Raw genomic sequence first — 17,465 nt, forward strand, 5'->3', positions numbered from 1 at the left:
GCGCAAACGGTCATTCACGTCGTGCCATCAATCAGTCAACTTGGAGTAGGCCAGCATGATGTTCGACGCTACTCCTCGCCACGCTTCTGCGCGATTAGGTCCAGCCGCTCGCGGTCTGATCTCTCGCGCTCGTCGCGGTTGCGCACGTCCTTGTAGGCGCGCTCCACCATGTTGGTGCGGGCGCTTGCCGCGGCGATGAGGCCGGCTTCCTGCCTGGCGCTTTCCAGGCTCTCTTCCTGACGCACGACGGCCTGGGCGATGCGGCGATGATAGAGATCGGGGAACAGGCCGGAGAGGGAATTGTCCTGGTCGAAATGGCCGATCAATTCACGGGCCTCGGTCTCGGCGGCGTTTGCCGCGGCGACGAAGGTGGCGTGGCGGGTCTCGTGCAGGGCCTTCAGCTGCGCCTGCACCTTGACCAGTTTCTTCAAGCGATCCTTGCGCGTGCTCATGTCACCTCGCCAGTGTGAGGTCGACGAAGCCGTCGACGAACAGCGACAGCATGGTGCCGACGGCGAAATAGAAGATCAGCATGCCGCCGGCGATGACGAAGGGCTGGGAAATGAAATAGATCGGGATCTGCGGCGTCAGCTTGTTGACGAAGCCGATCGTCAGGTTGACGAGAATGGCATAGGCGACGAACGGGCTGCCGAGGCGGATGACCAGGAAGAACGTGTCCGACACGGTGTCGGTGATGTCGACCAGCGCTGCCTGCGGGTTGAAGAAGACGTTGACCGGCGCGACCGTGTAGGACGTCACCAGGGCACGGACGATCTCGTGATCGAAGTCGAAGACGAACAGCATCAGCAGCGCCGAGAACGAAATGATGGCGGCGAGCGCCGCCTGCGGCTCCGGCTCCTCGATCGCCGGTCCGCCGGAGCCGCCATAGCCGATCAGCATGGCGATAGCCGAGCCCATGAAGCGCAGCGCTTCCATGTAGAGCCTGGTCATGGCGCCGATCAGCCCGCCGACCAGCAGTTCCGAAATGATCATCGGCACCAGGACCTGCGGACGCGGATCGACGAAGGGAAAGATCTTGTCCCACAGGAAGGCGAGCAGGCCGCCGGTGGCGGCGACCGCCACGAACAGCCTGACCTGGACGGGCACGCGGGCGCTGGACAGGCCCGGCATCAGCATGAAGCAGGCGCCGATGCGGCAGAAGGCGAGGAACGCCGCGATGACGACGGCCTGCGAGAGAACGCTCACGATATGGTCCCGAGCACCCTGATCTCGACGCCCTTGGCGATTTCGACGTGGGAGAGCACCGGCAGCGTGGTGAACAGGCGCTCGATGATCATGCGTACATAGGGGCGCGCGTCGGGCGCGGTGACCAGCACGAAGCGCTCGCCGGCTTCCAGGTGTTTCTTGATCGCCTTGGTGGCGTCCTGGCCGAACTCCTCCAACTGGCGCGGATCAATGTCGAACTCGCGCACCTCGCCCTTGGCGTCGCGCTTGAGGCTCTGATGGAAGGCAAGATCCCAGCGGTTGCCGAGGCGCAGCACCTTGAGCACGCCGCCTTCCGACAGGTCGCCGCAGATCTGCTGGGCCATCCGGATGCGCACATGTTCGACGATCTGCTCGGTGCGGCGCACATGCGGCGCGATCTCGGCGATGGCCTCGATGATCAAATGCAGATTTCGGATCGAGACGCGTTCGGCAAGCAAAAGCTTCAGCACCGCCTGCAGGCCGGGATAGGAGATGTGGGTGGTGCAGATCTCGTCGGCGAGCTTGCGGTATTCCTGGTCCTGGCGTTCGAGCAACGCCTTCATGTCCTTGTAGGAGAGCAGCTGCGGCAGGTTGTTGCGGATGACTTCCGAGAGATGGGTGAGCAGCACCGACATGTTGTCGGCGAAGGTGAAGTTCTCGCGCTTCAGGTCCTCGGCGAAGGTTTCCATGACGGAATAGGCGCGCATGCCGAAGGCTGGCTCGCGAATTTCCTCGCCGGGGATTTCGGGTATGTCGCGGTTGCCGAGCAGCACCATGATCTCGCCGACGCGCATCGAATATTCGGCAACCACGGTGCCGTGCACCTTGATCTGGTAACTTTTCGGCGGGATTGCGAAGTCGTCGGCGACACGGACTTCCGGAACGACGAAGCCGTATTGCTGCGCGAATTTCTTGCGCATCTTGGACATGCGGAAGACCAGTTCCTGATGCGAAACCAGGAGCCGGGTCGAAAGCTGCTTGCCGATCAGGAGTTCGATCTCGGCGGTGGCGAGCGAGGCCTTGACCGAGTTCTTTTCTTCCTCGGCCTTGGTCGCCTTCTCCTGGCTCTTCAATGCCTCGGCCTCGGCGACCGCGCGGTTGTGGCGCATCGGAATGACATAGCCGAGGCCAGCCATGCCGGCGGCCAGCGCGAAGAACGGGAACAGTGGCAGGCCGGGCATCAGGCCGAGCAGAACCAGCAGCGCCGCCGCCACATAGAGCGCGCGCGGATGGGCACCGAGTTGGCCGAACACGGCCTGGTTTGTGGAGCCGCGCGTGCCGCCCTTGGAAACCAAGAGGCCGGCGGCGAGCGAGACGATCAGCGCCGGGATCTGGGTGACGAGACCATCGCCAACCGACAGCTTGATGAACACGTCGGCGGCCTCGCCCATGCCCATGCCGTGCCTGATGTAGCCGATGGCGATGCCGCCGACGATGTTGATGGCGGTGATGATGAGGCCGGCAATGGCGTCGCCGCGCACGAATTTCGAGGCACCGTCCATCGAGCCGAAGAAGGAGGATTCCTCTTCCAGTTCGCGGCGGCGCAGCTGCGCGGTCTTGTCGTCGATCATGCCGGCGGAGAGATCGGCGTCGATCGACATCTGCTTGCCGGGGATGGCGTCGAGGGTGAAGCGGGCGCCCACCTCGGCAATACGGGTGGCGCCCTTGGTGATGACGATGAAGTTCACCACGATCAGGATCATGAAGACGATGAGGCCGATGACGAAGTCGCTGGCCATGACCAGCTTGGAGAAGCCGGCGATGACATAGCCGGCGGCGTGCGTGCCCTCATTGCCATGCGACAGGATCATGCGCGTGGTGGCGATGTTGAGCGACAGGCGCAGCATGGTGGCGATGAGCAGCACGGTCGGGAACGAGGAGAAATCGAGCGGCCGCTGGATCCACAGCGCCACCATCAGGATCAGCACCGAAAGCGCGATCGAGAAGGCCAGCCCGATGTCGATGAGAAAGGCCGGGATCGGCAGGAACAGCACGGCCAGGATGATGACGATGCCGAGCGCGAAAAAGATGTCGCGGCCGTTCTTGGCCACCGCGCCGGGCTGGATGCTTTCGCTGATCGCCATTCTCGTCCTCGAACCCATAGGGCTGCCGAGCATGCGACAGCCCGGCGAGGGTAGCTGGCCAAGCTTGCGCGAGGGTGGGAGAGTGGCCGGATCGACTCTCTCGCGAAGGACTATCCATGCTGCTGATCATCGGTACGATCCGCCTGCCGCCCGGCAGGCTCGACGAGGCAAGGCCGGTGATGGAGCGCATGGTCCGCGCCAGCCGCGCCGAGGACGGATGCCTTGAATATTCCTACGCGCAGGATGTGCTTGATCCCGGCTTGATCCGGGTCACCGAGGTATGGCGCGACCGGCCGGCACTCGATGCGCATTTCCGCTCGCCGCACATCGCCGACTGGCGCGCGAGCTGGCCGGGGCTCGGCATCGGCGAGCGCAATCTGGTGCTCTACGAGGCCGGCGAACCCATGCCGACCTGAACGGTCTGGCACCTCGCCAGCCGCCAGCAAGCAATCAGGTTTCGGCGGTATCGGCGGTGGCAACGCCGACCAGCCACCGCCTGACGGCTCGTTCCTCCGACGCCGACAGACCGGTGGCCAGTTCGGTCTCGATCGCATGCACACGGTCCCGGCATCGCCGCAGCAGCGCCTGTCCACGGGGGCTGAGCTCGATATGCTGGATGCGCCCATGTACGGCGTGGGGCTTGCGCAGCAGCGAGCCGGCGCGCTCCAGATTGGTGACGATGACGCTGAGCGTTTGCGGGGTGAGCAGCGCCAGCCGGGCAAGATCGGCGTTGGAGAGGCCGGGATAGGCCGCCAGCATGGTCAGCGTGACGAATTGCGGCTGCGTCACGCCGAGGTCGGCCAGCGCCCGGTCGACCCTCAGCCGATGCGCGCCGGCGGCCTGCCGCAGGAGATAGCCGAGATAGCCTTGCTCGCCGCGTTTGCCTTCGCCCGGAGCCGGAACCGAGGCATGTTGATCTGGCTTGCGCATGATGTAAGAGCTCTTATATGTTGTTCGAACCCTGAGATTATAGCAGAGCAAGGACGATGACGATGGCCTATCGGATTTTTCTCGCCGGCGCTTCGGGCGCCATCGGGCAGCGGCTGATCCCGCAACTCCTGGCCGCCGGCCATCAGGTGACGGGCACTACGCGCAATGCCGACAGAGCCGCCAAATTAGGGACCCTTGGCGTCGAGCCAGCGGTTGTGGACGTGTTCGATGCCGACGCACTGTCGCGGTGGATGCGTGCTGCCCGCCCCGACATCGTCGTCCACCAATTGACCGACCTGCCGGCAGGCCTGGACCCGAGCCGCATGGCCGAAGCTGTCGTGGGCAACGCCCGCATCCGCGAGGAGGGCACACGCAATCTGGTCGCCGCGGCCGTCGCATCCGGCGTCAGGCGCATGGTGGCGCAAAGCATCGCCTGGGCCTTCGCGCCAGGCTCCGAGCCGCATGCCGAGGCCGATCCGCTGGATAGCGGCGCGAGCGGCAATCGCGGAATCAGCGTCGGCGGGGTCATCGCGCTCGAAACGGCCGTGCTCAATGCACCATTCGCCGGCATCGTCCTGCGCTATGGCCAGCTCTACGGCCCCGGAACAGGAGCGGACACGCCCGCCGGGGCGTCGCCGCTGCATGTCGATGCGGCTGCCTATGCGGCGCTGCTTGCACTGGACAAGGGCGCGCCAGGCATCTTCAACATTGCCGAATCCAATGAGGCCGTCTCGACGCGAAAGGCGGCCGAGGAACTCGGCTGGCGCGCCGATTTCCGCTTGCCCGCCTGAACCAATCCGCTCGGAGACATCGACATGATCACCCATCAAGCTCGTTTGCGGACCGGCCAGTCCCTGATCGCCGTCAGTGCCGTCGCGGTTCTGTTCGCGCTGGCGGCCAAGTGGACCGGTCCGGGTTTGATGGCTGTCGAGCCGGTCGGCATGGAAACGCACATGAACATGGAAGGCGCTGCCGAGGGTAGCTCCGCCGCACGGCCCAAGACGGTCGTCACGCCTGTCTCCTGTGAAAGGCTACCCAACGTACCGGGCAAGTCGATCACCACGGTCGTCGTCGCATTTCCTCCAAATGCTTATACGCCCCGCCATCGGCATCCGGGCTCGGTCAGCGCCTTCGTGCTGAAGGGTACGCTGCGTTCACAACTGGCGGGCGGCCCCGTCGGCACCTATGCGCAGGGACAAACATGGTTCGAGCCGCCCGGGGCGATCCATCTCTTCGCCGAGAATGCCAGCACGACGGAGCCGGCCGAACTGCTGGCGACCTTCATTGCCGACGACGATTGCGGCCCGCTGACGATCCCGGATTGACCACCGCGCCGGTGGCTTTCCGATCCAGGGCTGGAAAGGCTGGCGGCATCGCGGCCATATTGGCGCCTTCGATGTCGGCATTGTGGTTGTCATGACGTGCCGCCCGGCGTATCAGGCGGGTCTTCCTTTGCCTTTGATATCGGCGAGCCGCCCCGTGCTTTCCAGAAACCAACCCCAAGTCTACGCCCGCCGGCTGCGCGCGGTGCTTCTGAGGTCAATCCCTCTGCTGGAGGCGCGCGGCATTGCCGTGGTCATCCTGGCGGGCGTTGTCGGCGTCATGGCAGGCATGCTGGTCACCGCGATGAGCCAGATCGTGCAGGATCTGCACGGGCTTCTGTTCGGTGTCCAGCCCGGCGGCCGGCTGTCCGGCATGTTCTCGCTTGCCGATCCGATGCAGGCACTGATCCCGGCGATCGGCGGCATCCTGCTCGGGATATCGGTGGTCTGGCTCAGGCTTCGGAAATTCCGCACGCCGGTCGACCCGATCGAGGCCAACGCGCTCTATGGCGGGCGCATGTCACTGACCGATACCTTCATCATCGTCGTCCAGACGATGATTTCCAGCGGCTTCGGCGCTTCGGTCGGCCTGGAGGCCGGCTATACGCAGGTCGGCTCCGGCGTCGCCTCGCGGCTGGCGCGCGCCTTCCGGTTGCGCCGCAACGATGTCCGCATCCTGGTCGGCTGCGGCGCCGCCGGCGCCATAGCCGCCGCCTTCGATGCGCCGCTGACCGGCGCCTTCTACGGTTTCGAACTGGTCATCGGCATCTACTCGGTCGCCAATGTCGCGCCGGTCATGACCGCGGCGATCTCCGCCTCGCTGACGGCGGAAGTGTTCGGCGGCGTGCCGTTTCCGCTCGAGCTCTCAGGGTTGCCGCAACTCACCGCCAGCCAATATGTGCCGTTCCTGCTGCTCGGCCTGCTTGGCGGGGCGGCCTCGATCGCCATCATGCAACTGGTCACGCTGATCGAACGCGGTTTCAACAGGCTGTCGGTCGATGCCTCGCTGCGCCCCGTCATCGGCGGTGTCCTGGTCGGGCTTCTGGGGCTGATCACGCCGCAGGTCCTGTCCAGCGGCCACGGCGCGCTGCATCGCGAGTTCGCCATGAATTACGGGCTGGCGGTGGTGGCGAGCGTCTTCGTGCTGAAACTGGCGGCGTCGGCCATCTCGCTTGGCTCGGGCTTTCGCGGCGGATTGTTCTTCGCCTCGCTGTTCCTCGGCGCGCTGCTCGGCAAGGCGTTTGCCGGTGTCATGGCGCTCGTCTCGCCGGCCACTGGCATCGACCCCTCCGTCGCCGCCGTCGTCGGCATGACCTCGCTTGCCGTCGGTGTCGTCGGCGGTCCGCTGACCATGACCTTTCTGGCGCTGGAATCGACACGCGACCTGACGCTCACCGGCGTGGTGCTGGCCGCCTCGATCATGGCAGCGATCCTGGTGCGCGAGACCTTCGGCTATTCGTTCTCCACCTGGCGCTTCCACCTGCGCGGCGAGACGATCCGCAGCGCCCACGATGTCGGCTGGATGCGCAGCCTGACCGTCGGCTCGATGATGCGCAAGGATATCAAGACCATCGATGCGTCGACGACGCTGGCCGCCTTCCGCAAGGAATTCCCGCTGGGGTCGGCCCAGCGCGTAATCGCCGTCGATCCGGGGGATGAGTATGTCGGCGTGCTGATCGTGGCCGAACTGCACAGCGATCCTTCCGGAGGCGAGGCGACGGTGCGCGATCTTGCCCGGTACAAGGATGCCGTGCTGGTGCCGAGCATGAACGTGCAGGCCGCCGCCGAGACCTTCCAGCGCGCCGGCGCCGAGGAACTGGCCGTGGTCGAGGATTTCGCCGACCACATCGTGCTCGGTCTGCTGACCGAGGGCCATTTGATGCGGCGCTATGCCGAGGAACTCGAAAAGGCGCGCCGGGACCTGTCGGGGGAGGGATAAGCCGCCCGCGTTCTCCGAGTCGTCAGTGCTCGATCGGTCCCTTGGCCGGCACCAGAGCCGTGCCGGCTGTCGTCGGGCGCTCGATGACGCGGCGCACGCGCGGCGGCTCGTCGCCCGAGTGCAGCGCCCGCAAGCGTTCGCCGACCATGGCATCGGCATGGGTGATGCGGCCGTTATGCCTGACATATTCGAGCCAGGTCGGCGTGTGGTAATGCTCGATCCAGATCGACGGATTTTCGAGATCGCGCGCCAGCGTCCAGTTGCGGGCGCCGTCACGGCGGCGGATGCGGCCGCGCTCGGCCATGGTGGCGAGGAATTCCGCCTCGTCCTCGCGCCGGATCACATATTCGATCATGATGGCGATCGGGCCGCTGCGCGGCTTGAGGTCGAGCGCGAGGTGCGGTTCCTTGAAGCGGTTGAGCGGGTCGAGGTTGAGCACCTGCTGCTGCGGCAGCGGCAGTACGAGGCCGATGGCGCCGCCGGCCAGCATGGCGATGGCCGCGGCGATCAGCGCCGTCTCGGCGCCATGCGCATCGGCAACGACACCCCAGATCCAGCTGCCCAGCGCGATGCCGCCGAAGGTGGCGGTCTGATAGACAGACAGGACCCGGCCGACCACCCAGCGCGGTGTCGCCATCTGCACGGTGACGTTGAAATGGGACAGCGCGATCACCCAGCAGGCACCGCCGACCAGCAGGCCGAGCGAGGTCTGCCAGGCATGCTGGCTGATGGCGGCGTTGAAGGCGCAGGCAGCGAAGCCGGCGAAGGCACAGCGCACCATCGTCTCGCTGGAGAGCAACTGCCGCAGCCGCACGCTGATCAGCGCGCCGCCGACGGCACCGATGCCGAAGGCGCCCAGCATGATGCCGTAGGTCAGCGCGTCGCCCTTGACGACGTCGCGCGCCACCAGCGGCAGCAGCGCCAGCACCGCGCCGGCGCTGAAGCCAAAGGCCGCGCCCCTGACCAGCACCTTGCCGATGTTGGGCGACATGGCGACGTAACGCAGGCCGGCGCCCATGGCGGCCCCCAATGACTCGCGCGGCAAGGTCGAGACCGGTAGATCCGGTTTCCAGCGTGCCAGCACGACGATGAGGCCGACATAGCTCACCGCGTTCGCCGCGAAGGCGGCGGCCGCGCCGGCGGCCGCGACGATGATGCCGCCGATCGCCGGGCCGACGCTGCGGGTCAGGTTGAACCCCATGGAATTCAGCGCCACGGCGGCAGGCACCTTGTTGCGCGGAACGATGTCGCCGACGGAGGCCTGCCATGACGGGCTGTTGAGCGCCGTGCCGCTGTCGATCAGGAAGGTAAAGGCCAGCAGCGTCCACGGCGTGATCAGGTCCAGATAGGTGAAGGCGGTCAGAAGCACCGAAACGACCAGCATGAAGGTCTGGGCGACCAGCATCACCTTGCGGCGGTCGAAGCTGTCGGCGATGGCGCCGGCGACAAGCGCGAACAGCATGATCGGCAAGGTGGTCGAGGCCTGGACCAGGGCGACCTGATAGGGCGAGGTGGCGATGGTGGTCATCATCCAGGCGGCGCCGACGCCCTGGATCAAGCCGCCGAAATTGGAGACGAGACTTGCGCCCCATACGGCGCGGAAGATGCCGTGCCGGAACGGCGCCAGCGCCGAGACGCTTTCGCTATCCGGCTTTTCGTCAATCATCGGTGGGTTCCTGCCACGGCGCGCTGATCCTTGCGGTGATCCGTTTCCCCGCATGATTTGCCGAAACTATGGCATCGCGGCGCAAAGCGCGAATGCCTTGCGGGGAAGATCATGGTCCAACAAGGGGATAGCGAAGGGCCACACGCCTCCAACCTGACGTTTCAGCGCGCCTCGGCGACGGCCGCGTGCAGTGCCTCGGTCAGGTGGCCGGTGGATTGGCCGCCGGCATGGAGACGAAGGAAAAGCTCCATTCCCACCAGCCGAAGCCTCGAGGCCTGATCGCGCCTGGCGAGGTCGATCAGGTCGGCGACCGAAGATGCCGGCCACTTCATCGCATCGCGCAGAAAGCCGCCATGCAACAGGGACTCGGTGCCGGCTGTGAAGTTCGCCGATACCTGGAAACCGTTCTTCCTGGCCCTCACGTTCTGAAGTGGAATGTGTTTTTCCGCGACTTTCTTCAAAAGCCATTTTCCTTGCTTCTGGCGGTATTTGTGTCGCCGAGGCAGATGGATCGCGAAGTCGATCAGCCGGTTTTCGAGGAACGGCACCCTGAGCTCAACCGAGGCCGCCATGCTGAGCCGGTCATGCCGGTTCAGCAGATCCTGCAGATGCGAATACATGTCGTGAAGGCAGCATCCAAGGAAGGCGCGGTCGCCAAGCGGCGTCACCGGCTCCAGCCGGTCGAAGATCTTCGCTTGAAGGAAATTCAATTCCGGCGAAAGCGCCCTGAGCACGATATTGCGATCCCAGGCATGGCCACCCGCGATCGATGTGCGGAACGGGGCATGACGCTGGCGCTCGAATTTGCGGGTCAGGCTTCGCTTCGAAAGAAACAGCCGCCTCGGCCAGGACCAGGGCCGCCACAATTTCAGGCTGGCTTCCTGCCAGTCGTAGCCGCCAAAGAGTTCGTCGGCGCCTTCACCGGTCAGCAGCACCTTGATGCCATCGGCCCGGCACTGCTCGGCGAGCGCGAGCAGGCAGACATGGCTTGCATGCCAACCGTCGCTTTCCAGATGCCAGATGGTCTTCGGCCATAGGTCGAGGAACCGGTCCTTGTCGACCGGCACCCTGTTCAGCGGCACATGGGCTTGGCTGGCGGTGCGCTCGGCGTCATCGGCTTCGCTGTGGCCAATGCCGGGATCGACGACATAGGCCGTCATCTCCGGCCTGAACCGTTTGGCCAGCGTGGTGACGAGACCAGAATCGACACCGCCGCTGCAGGCCGCGGCCAGGCTGGTATCGGCGATGCAATGGAGCTCGACGCTGTCCTTGATCAGCGCTTCCAGCGTTGCCATGTGCTCGGCGTCGCTGGCCGTATCGCCAACGATGCGGGCGGGGACGAGCGCATCGAGGACATGCCAGAAACAGCGCTTCTCAATGCCGGCATCGCTGATCTTCCACAGGCCTGCCGGCGGCAGCCGCTCTATGCCCTGGAACAGGCTGGAACAGGAGTCACGGCTCTGCCAGGCAAGGCGCAAGGTGATCTCGCGCGCATCCACGCTCCGTGCAACGCCATCGCAGGCCAGGATCGCCTTGTCCTCGGAGGCGAACAGGATTCGCTCACCCGTCTCGGCCACCGACATCGGCTTGATGCCGAGACGATCGCGCGCGAGCCACAGGGCGCCGGCACGCGCGTCGAAATAGGCGATGGCGAACATGCCGTCGAACATCGGGATCGCCTTGTCCGGCCCCCAGTGATGCAGCGCTTCGAGAACCACCTCTGTATCCGAGACCGTCCGGAACCGCCTGCCCTCAGCCTCCAGCGCGTCCCGCAGCGAGCGATAATTGTAGACCTCGCCATTGTAGACCAGCACGCCCTTGCCACAGGCTGTGAGCATGGGCTCGCGCGCCTGCGCGGACAGATCGATGATCGACAGCCGCCGGTGACCGAGCGCCAGCCGGCCGTCGTTCCAGCTGGCATGGTCGTCGGGCCCGCGATGGGCCAGCGCCTGCATCATGCTGTTGACGTCGGCGATGTCGCCGCCGCTGATCGGATCGCGTTTGCGCCAGACGCCGGCTATGCCGCACATGGCGTGCCGGCCGGTCTGGGCTGGTCCGGGGTTCTGCGAGAAGCCATTGGGACAAAACGATCGCCTGGCCGGGAGTGGCCAACACGGCAATCTAGCCGGAACCGGGTCAACCGCAAGCGGGCCGCCGCTTTCAGGGCATTCCGAAGGGAAGCCGCACCGTCCCGGAAGGTTCCAGATCAGAAACCGTTCTGGATGCGCTCGAAGATGACATTGGTGAAAGCCGATATCTGGCCGCCGATGAAGGGACCCGTAAGCGCCACCACCAGCATGATGGCGACGATCTTCGGCACGAAGGTCAAGGTGATCTCCTGGACCTGCGTCAGTGCCTGGATGAGCGCGATGCCGATGCCGACCGCCATTGCGACCAGCACCACCGGCGCGGAGGCGGTCAGCACCGTCCACACCGCATACTGGACGATGTCGAGAGCGTCGGCCTCATTCATGTGGCGGTTGGCCTAGCTCGCCGGCTTGATCGACACGCCCGCGCCGACGGGGACCGTGGTGCCATCCTGCAGCACTGCGATCAGTCCGTTGCTGCCAAGCGTCACCGACGCCACCGTGCCCGTGGTCTTGCCATCGGCCGAGGTGATGTTGCGGCCTATGAGAGCGTCGGCCTGCGACAGCGCCGACGACTGCATGATCTGGTCGAGCTTGGTGTTGGTCTGCACCGACTGCTCGACCTGCGAGAAGGTGGCGAGCTGGGCGACGTACTGCGTCGAATCCATCGGCTTGGTCGGATCCTGGTTCTTCATCTCGGCGATCAGAAGTTTCAGGAACGAGTTGTAGTCGACAGCGGTCTTGGCGGTCTGCGTGGTGGTCTGGTTGGCGCCAACCGGTATCGAAGTCGTCATGTCCACGGTCATTAGTATCGTGCTCCCACGGCCAGCGGGCGCGCGGCGCCCGGAACGTCGTCATTGCCGCCAAGCGCGCGGCGTTCGAGAGGATAAAGCGAACGGATCGCCTTCAAGGCCTCGTAGATGTGATCCTCGCCGACCATGCGGTCGACCTGTTTCAGCGCGTTGCCGATCTCGGCGTCTTCGAAGCTTGCAATGAGCAGCGGCAGCGAGCGGCGGAACATCTCGCGCGCTTCATCGGCACCAGCGGGGTTCATCAGCATGACCTGCACGATGAAGTAGAGCTGCCGCAATGGCGTCGACGCCTCGTCGGCCTGGATCACGTGGCTCTCGAGCAGGAACTGCACGTCGTTCATCAGCTCGACGGTGACCTTGCGGTCGACGCGGATGACCGCACCGTTGATGTAGATCTTCTCGTTGGGCTTCAGTGATATCTTCAGCGTGTTGGTCATTGAATGCCGTCGCGGATGATCTGGGATACTTCGATCAGCCCCTCGAAATTGTCGGTGCGGCCCTGGCGGATGTCCTCCGCCTCGCGCAGCAGCCACAGGCCGATGGAAATCAGGTTGGCGCGCAATTCCTTGGGGAGCGCATTGTCGCTGGAGCCGAGGTCTTCGACGAAGACAGTCCAGATACGGTTGGTGAAATTCAGTGCCTCCACGGCCTCCATCGAATCCCGGCCGGCCGCCGCAGCAGCCGACAGCATGTCGATCGAGCGGGTCAGCAGCTCGCGCTCGCGGTCCTTGGCGTCCGTGACGGAGGTGCTTTGGACGTCGGCGTAGGAGAATTGGTACATCGTTGGCTCTACCGTTCCGGTTCAGAGTGCTTTCAGGTCAGGTAATTCAACAGGCTGAGCTGCTGCAGGCGCGCCGTCAGAGCAAAGGACGTCTCGATATGCTGCGTCAGGTCGGCGACGCGGGTCGCGGCTTCCGCCGGATCGACTGCTTCGAGATCCAGAATGTGCCGTTCGAACAGGTCGATCTGCGTTTTCATACGGTCGCTGGCGTCGGACACGCGCTTCTGGACGATACCGGTCTGGGATTGGACCTGCGCGATGCCGCTCAGCGCCTCGCCGACCAGTTTCTGCGAGTGGTCGATGATGCTGTCCTTTGCCGCCTGGCTGATATTGGTGGACATCAGGCTGGAGACCATGGCCGCCGCCATGGCGAGCTTCCTGATGCCGTCGTTGTTGGCGCCGGTCGAGGTCTCGGTGGTTTCGTTGAGCGCGATGCGGCTGACGATCTGCTGGTCGGTGGCATTCGACATGTTGGTCTGCCAGCCCGCGCCGAGGAACTGCGGCGTGACATAGTTGGTGATGAAATCGTCCATCTGGGCCGCGGTGATGTTGGCCGCGAGCGGGTCAGCGGGCGTGAAGCCGAATTTGGCGACGAAGGAGGCGTCGAAGGCAGCCTTGGCGGGAGAGCCGGCGGCGGTGAAATCGTTGATCGGCTTGACGTCGGTGTTGGTGCCAGCGAACAGATATTCGCCGTTGACGCTCGTGTTGAGGATCGACGTAAGCTGCTGGATAGTTGTCTGGCCGGTCGATTGGGTCAGGCTGTCTGAGTTGTCGCCCGACGATGCGGTGGTCAGGCTGGACAGGAAAGTCTGCGCGACGTTGGAGAGCTGGCCGAGCGAGGTCTGGGTCGACGAGAGCCGGGCGGCCACCAGTCCGTTGGAATCGACAATGACGTTGAGCCGGTCGAGGTCGCGCGAAAAGGTAACGGACTGGGCGGTACGTCCACCAAGTGCCAGACCGACATCGGCGACCTTGCCGGTCGAGGACTCCTTCGTGGCTTTGACGAGATCGGCTTGCATGCGCATCTGCTGATAGCGCATGGCATTCGTAAGGGCAGCAGAGGAGACGAAGGTCATGGCTTATCCCACCGCGTTCAACAGCGCCGTCATCATGTCGTCGACGGTCTTCATCATCCGGGCGGATGCCTGATAGGTGTGCTCGAGATCGAGCATCAGCGACATTTCCTGATCGACATTGACGCCGGTTGCGTTGGACAAGGCATCGGCACTGCGCTGTGCCAGGGCTTCCTTGGCGTCGGCGGCGGTCGAAGCCTGCTGACGAATGCCCTGCAACCAGCCTATCGAATTGGCGGCGTAGTCGGCAACGCTGGAGGTTGCCGAAATCCCGGCCGAGGGATCGAACGTCATCGGCTTGTCGAGCTGGTCGCCATAGGCGACCAGAAGATTGGAGTATGAAGGCCCGCCAGTGGTGTTGGCGACGTAGGCGGCGCCGTTGGCGCCCCCATCGCGCAGCAATGTCGGGTTGCCGCCGGCGCTGGGGTCCATCGCGGCATTGATCTTGATCGTTCCAGCAAGGCCATCGACGAGCGTGCCTGCGGCTGGCACCGCCGGTGCGCCCGGCCAGGTGAACAGGCCGGCCGCGTTGGGCATCGACGGTGCGGTTTCGGCAAAGGCGGTGATCAGGCCGCGCGCGGTTTCGTCGAGCTGGCCCTGCATTGTCGAGGCGACGCCGTCACGCAATTGCAGCAGGCCGGCAATCGTGCCGCTGGCGGTGGTGTTGCCGCCGCTGCCCGCCGAGACCGGTACGTTGTCGATATAGACGGTGTTGCCGGCCGCACCCGCCGCATAGCCCGAGGAGGGGGCGAAGCTGACGGTGCGTGGGATCGTCTCGAACAATGTCGTGCCGTCACCGGTGGTGATGACCATGTCATTGTCGCCACGCGTGAAGGTCGATACCGGAATGTAATTGGCGATCTTCTTCAACAATGCGTCGCGTTGGTCGAGCGCATCGGAAACGTCGGTGCCGGAACGGGTTCCGGACATGACCGCCGTGTTGGCATCCTGGAACTGGTTGAGCAGCGAGTTGAGATCTTTGACGGCGGTATCGATCTGGCCGTCGGTTTGGGTACGAAAGTCCTGAATGGCCTTGGAGCCTTCATTCAGGGACCGCACGACCTGTTTGGCCGCGTCGATGACGCTCGCGCCAAGATTCTGGTTGGACGGCGAGGTCGCGTATAGTTGCAGCGCCTGCTGCAGGTTGCCGATCGCAGTCGAAGGTGAGGAGGCGTTGTCGACGCCATTCACTGAAACGTCGAGCTGATCCATGCCGCTGTAAAGCGCGCTCTGGCCGGCGTAGGCGGACAGGGCGCCGAGGTTCTGGCGAAACAGCAGGTCGTTGGCTGCACGCTGGACATCAACCGAACGTGCGCCGGGCGTCGTGCTGGTGACGAGCGCGATGCGGCGCGAATAGTTCGGATTGTCGGCGTCTGCCACATTGCGCGTGACGACGCTTGTCTGCCGCGAGGTGGCCAGAAGCGCCGATTGGGCGATGCTCAGTGCGGTGGAAAGCGACATGCTGGTCTTTCACGGGCGGAGCCCGGTTATCTCTTCAGGTTGACAAGGACGTCCATCAGATCGGAACCGGTCTGGAAGACTTTCGAATTGGCGGTATAGCTGCGCTGGGCCGCGATCATGTCGGTCAATTCCTCGGCGATATCGACGTTGGAATTCTCGAGCGCGCCGGAGATGATCGAGCCGGCCTTGCCTTCATTGGCAAAGCCGACACGGACCGCGCCGGACTCAGTGCCTTGCGCGTAGACGTTGCCAGGCAGCGCCTTGAGCTGGTCGGGGCTCTGCACGTCGGCCAGCGGAATCTTGTAGAGCGGCTTGGAGGTGCCATCCTTGTACTGAGCGTAGATGGTGCCATCCTTGCTGATCTGGATCTTGTCGATGGTGCTCGGCGCATTGCCGTTGACCTGGGCATCGGAAACGGTGAATCCGGTCCCGAGCTGGGTCAGCTTCGACAAGTCGAGATTGAGGCTGGCGCCACCCGGCACGGTGAATGAAATGCCTGTGGGTGTGCCGGTCAGCTTGCCCGTCGTGGTATCGAAGGTCAGGTTGGCTGAGCCGAGCGCGCCGCCGACGGCGTAGGGAAAACCGGTTCCAGGCGTTGCCTTCGACTGATCGAAGACTGCTACCTCCCAGGTGCCGGTGCCGGTGTTGGTGAAATAGACGTCGAGCAGCTTCTTGTTGCCGAGATTGTCATAGGCGACCATCGACGTTTTCTGAGTGTACTGTGCGGTGGCGGCGTTGGCGCTGGGCAGGTTGGCGGCAGCGACCGGTGTCGCGCCCGCCGGCAGATTGCCACTGAAATTACCCTCGGTGCTCGGTGTCGCGGTCAGTCCCTGGTCGGAGATGACGACCGGCTCGAGACCTTCGAAGCCGTTCACTGTCGCCGCCGGCGTGCCATTGGCGTAGCTGTAGGCCATCAGCTGAAAGCCGGCGGCATTGACCAGCCGGCCCTGTGCGTCGGGCACGAAGGCGCCGGCGCGGGTCAGGAAAGGCGTGCCGCTGGGATCCTGGACGACGAAGAAGCCATCGCCGCTGACGGCAAGGTCGGAAACCGATGTCGTGTATTGAAGCACGCCCGGATCGCTGACCGCCTGGCGGATCGTCGTGGTGACGCCGCCGGAATTATAGGCGCCGCCTGTCGACGGCATGATCAGCGTCGAAAATTCAGCCGAGGACCGCTTGTAGCCGGTGGTGTCGGAGTTGGCGATGTTGTCGGCTGTCGTCGACAAGCGGTTTGCCTGTGCGTTCATGCCGGAAACGCCGGTCCGCATCATTCCGTAGAGGCTCATCGAGATGTCTCCGCAATATCCATGCCACTGGCTTCGAGGCTACGCGTCCTGTCTTGCGCGAGGCTGGCGCGGCGCCGCATCAGAACACGAGCCGGTAGCCGAGGAAGCGCTTGGAATCGATAGGGTCGGTGCCCAGCTTCTCGCGCAGTTTCTTGCGCAACTTGCTGATGTGGCTCTCCACCACGTTCTCCTCGACCTCTTCGTCGAAGATGCCGTAGATGGCGTTGAACACCTGGGTCTTGGTGACGCGGCGGCCGCGGTTGCTCGCCAGATATTCCAGGATACGGCGCTCGCGGCGCGGCAAGGGCAAAGGCTGGCCGTCGATCTCGGGATCGCGGCCGTCCATGAAGATGCGCATGGCGCCGATCTCGGTATAGGCGACGTCCTCGCTGGCGCGTCGGCGGATGGCGGTGATGCGGGCCAGGATTTCGCGGATGTGCACCGGCTTGCGGATGACGTCGTCGACGCCGCTCTCGAACAACCGCAGCGTGTTTTCCAGCGAATGCTGCTCGCTGAGCGCAATGACCGGAGCCCCGGTGCGGTCGCGGATCTGGCGCGGCGAGATCGCGCCGTCACGGCAGTCGCCGATCAGGAAGGCCCGGACCGAGCGCAGATCGGTGTCGGCGGCCGAGTTGACCCACTCGCCGAATTCGCCCGGTGCGAAACCGGCGCAGGCGATCCCCTCGCGGTCGAAAAGTGAATTGTAGCCCTCTGTCACGAGCTCTCGCTCGTCAACGATAACGATCATCGGCCCCGCCTCCGAATCAGCACATTTGCCCCGTGGGGAAAGGCGTATCCGCTGCCGGGAATCCTGAACA

General features: G+C 64.5%; 18 protein-coding genes. 4 read left to right on the forward strand and 14 right to left on the reverse strand.

What is annotated here, in order from left to right; translation table 11 throughout:
* Positions 1–68: 68 nt before the first annotated feature.
* From EN845_RS09160 to flhA, 3 genes are read right to left on the reverse strand one after another with little or no spacing between them, the layout of a single operon-like run.
* Positions 69–452, reverse strand: coding sequence for a hypothetical protein (locus EN845_RS09160; RefSeq protein ID WP_127869890.1), 384 nt, complete (start codon positions 450–452; stop codon positions 69–71).
* Between the two features lies 1 nt (position 453).
* Positions 454–1,206 (reverse strand): flagellar biosynthetic protein FliR, encoded by a 753-nt coding sequence (gene fliR, locus EN845_RS09165; protein WP_127869889.1) that lies wholly within the window; start codon positions 1,204–1,206, stop codon positions 454–456.
* Positions 1,203–3,290, reverse strand: a complete 2,088-nt coding sequence (flhA, locus tag EN845_RS09170) for a flagellar biosynthesis protein FlhA (protein WP_127869888.1) — start codon at positions 3,288–3,290, stop codon at positions 1,203–1,205. The genes fliR and flhA overlap by 4 nt, the downstream gene beginning before the upstream one ends.
* Before the next feature lie 116 nt (positions 3,291–3,406).
* Here flhA and EN845_RS09175 point away from each other — a divergent pair, with 116 nt between their 5' ends.
* The gene (locus EN845_RS09175; protein ID WP_127869887.1) at positions 3,407–3,706 is read left to right on the forward strand and encodes a putative quinol monooxygenase; all 300 of its coding nucleotides are present in this window, start codon (positions 3,407–3,409) and stop codon (positions 3,704–3,706) included.
* Between the two features lie 34 nt (positions 3,707–3,740).
* On the opposite strand, the gene EN845_RS09180 is transcribed toward EN845_RS09175, so the two are convergent.
* Positions 3,741–4,220, reverse strand: a complete 480-nt coding sequence (locus EN845_RS09180) for a MarR family transcriptional regulator (RefSeq protein WP_127869886.1) — start codon at positions 4,218–4,220, stop codon at positions 3,741–3,743.
* 62 nt (positions 4,221–4,282) lie between these two features.
* On the opposite strand from EN845_RS09180, the gene EN845_RS09185 reads away from it, so the two are divergent.
* The 3 genes from EN845_RS09185 (at position 4,283) to EN845_RS09195 (ending at position 7,481) form a co-directional block, all read left to right on the forward strand.
* Entirely contained in the window at positions 4,283–5,011 is a 729-nt protein-coding gene (locus EN845_RS09185; protein ID WP_127869885.1) for an NAD(P)-dependent oxidoreductase, read from the forward strand.
* A 24-nt stretch (positions 5,012–5,035) separates the two neighbouring features.
* Positions 5,036–5,545, forward strand: a complete 510-nt coding sequence (locus EN845_RS09190; protein WP_127869884.1) for a cupin domain-containing protein — start codon at positions 5,036–5,038, stop codon at positions 5,543–5,545.
* Between the two features lie 154 nt (positions 5,546–5,699).
* Positions 5,700–7,481 carry a chloride channel protein gene (locus EN845_RS09195; protein WP_127869883.1) on the forward strand — a complete coding sequence of 594 codons (1,782 nt, stop codon included), beginning with the start codon at positions 5,700–5,702 and terminating at the stop codon, positions 7,479–7,481.
* A gap of 22 nt (positions 7,482–7,503) precedes the next feature.
* Here EN845_RS09195 and EN845_RS09200 read toward each other — a convergent pair whose 3' ends face one another.
* The 10 genes from EN845_RS09200 to EN845_RS09245 all read right to left on the reverse strand — a co-directional run bounded on the left by EN845_RS09200 (position 7,504) and on the right by EN845_RS09245 (position 17,395).
* Positions 7,504–9,147 (reverse strand): MFS transporter, encoded by a 1,644-nt coding sequence (locus EN845_RS09200; RefSeq protein ID WP_127869882.1) that lies wholly within the window; start codon positions 9,145–9,147, stop codon positions 7,504–7,506.
* 161 nt (positions 9,148–9,308) lie between these two features.
* Entirely contained in the window at positions 9,309–11,177 is a 1,869-nt protein-coding gene (gene asnB / locus EN845_RS09205) for an asparagine synthase (glutamine-hydrolyzing) (RefSeq protein ID WP_127869881.1), read from the reverse strand.
* Between the two features lie 176 nt (positions 11,178–11,353).
* Entirely contained in the window at positions 11,354–11,620 is a 267-nt protein-coding gene (fliQ, locus tag EN845_RS09210; protein WP_013893193.1) for a flagellar biosynthesis protein FliQ, read from the reverse strand.
* Between the two features lie 12 nt (positions 11,621–11,632).
* Positions 11,633–12,040, reverse strand: coding sequence for a flagellar hook assembly protein FlgD (gene flgD / locus EN845_RS09215; RefSeq protein ID WP_127280391.1), 408 nt, complete (start codon positions 12,038–12,040; stop codon positions 11,633–11,635).
* Positions 12,040–12,483 carry a flagellar biosynthesis repressor FlbT gene (flbT, locus tag EN845_RS09220; RefSeq protein ID WP_127869880.1) on the reverse strand — a complete coding sequence of 148 codons (444 nt, stop codon included), beginning with the start codon at positions 12,481–12,483 and terminating at the stop codon, positions 12,040–12,042. Before flbT ends, flgD begins: the two co-directional genes overlap by 1 nt.
* A complete protein-coding gene (gene flaF, locus EN845_RS09225) occupies positions 12,480–12,827 on the reverse strand; it encodes a flagellar biosynthesis regulator FlaF (protein ID WP_127869879.1) in 348 nt (115 codons plus the stop codon). The genes flbT and flaF overlap by 4 nt, the downstream gene beginning before the upstream one ends.
* Positions 12,828–12,859: 32 nt before the next feature.
* Positions 12,860–13,903 (reverse strand): flagellar hook-associated family protein, encoded by a 1,044-nt coding sequence (locus tag EN845_RS09230; RefSeq protein WP_127280388.1) that lies wholly within the window; start codon positions 13,901–13,903, stop codon positions 12,860–12,862.
* 3 nt (positions 13,904–13,906) lie between these two features.
* Complete coding sequence (flgK, locus tag EN845_RS09235) at positions 13,907–15,361, reverse strand: flagellar hook-associated protein FlgK (RefSeq protein ID WP_127869878.1); 1,455 nt, start codon at positions 15,359–15,361, stop codon at positions 13,907–13,909.
* Positions 15,362–15,387: 26 nt separating this feature from the next.
* The gene (locus tag EN845_RS09240; RefSeq protein WP_127277938.1) at positions 15,388–16,647 is read right to left on the reverse strand and encodes a flagellar hook protein FlgE; all 1,260 of its coding nucleotides are present in this window, start codon (positions 16,645–16,647) and stop codon (positions 15,388–15,390) included.
* A 79-nt stretch (positions 16,648–16,726) separates the two neighbouring features.
* Positions 16,727–17,395 carry a response regulator transcription factor gene (locus EN845_RS09245; protein WP_015315897.1) on the reverse strand — a complete coding sequence of 223 codons (669 nt, stop codon included), beginning with the start codon at positions 17,393–17,395 and terminating at the stop codon, positions 16,727–16,729.
* Between the last annotated feature and the right edge of the window lie 70 nt (positions 17,396–17,465).

Origin of the sequence: Mesorhizobium sp. M8A.F.Ca.ET.202.01.1.1, assembly GCF_004791595.1 — a bacterium.
Lineage (GTDB): Bacteria > Pseudomonadota > Alphaproteobacteria > Rhizobiales > Rhizobiaceae > Mesorhizobium.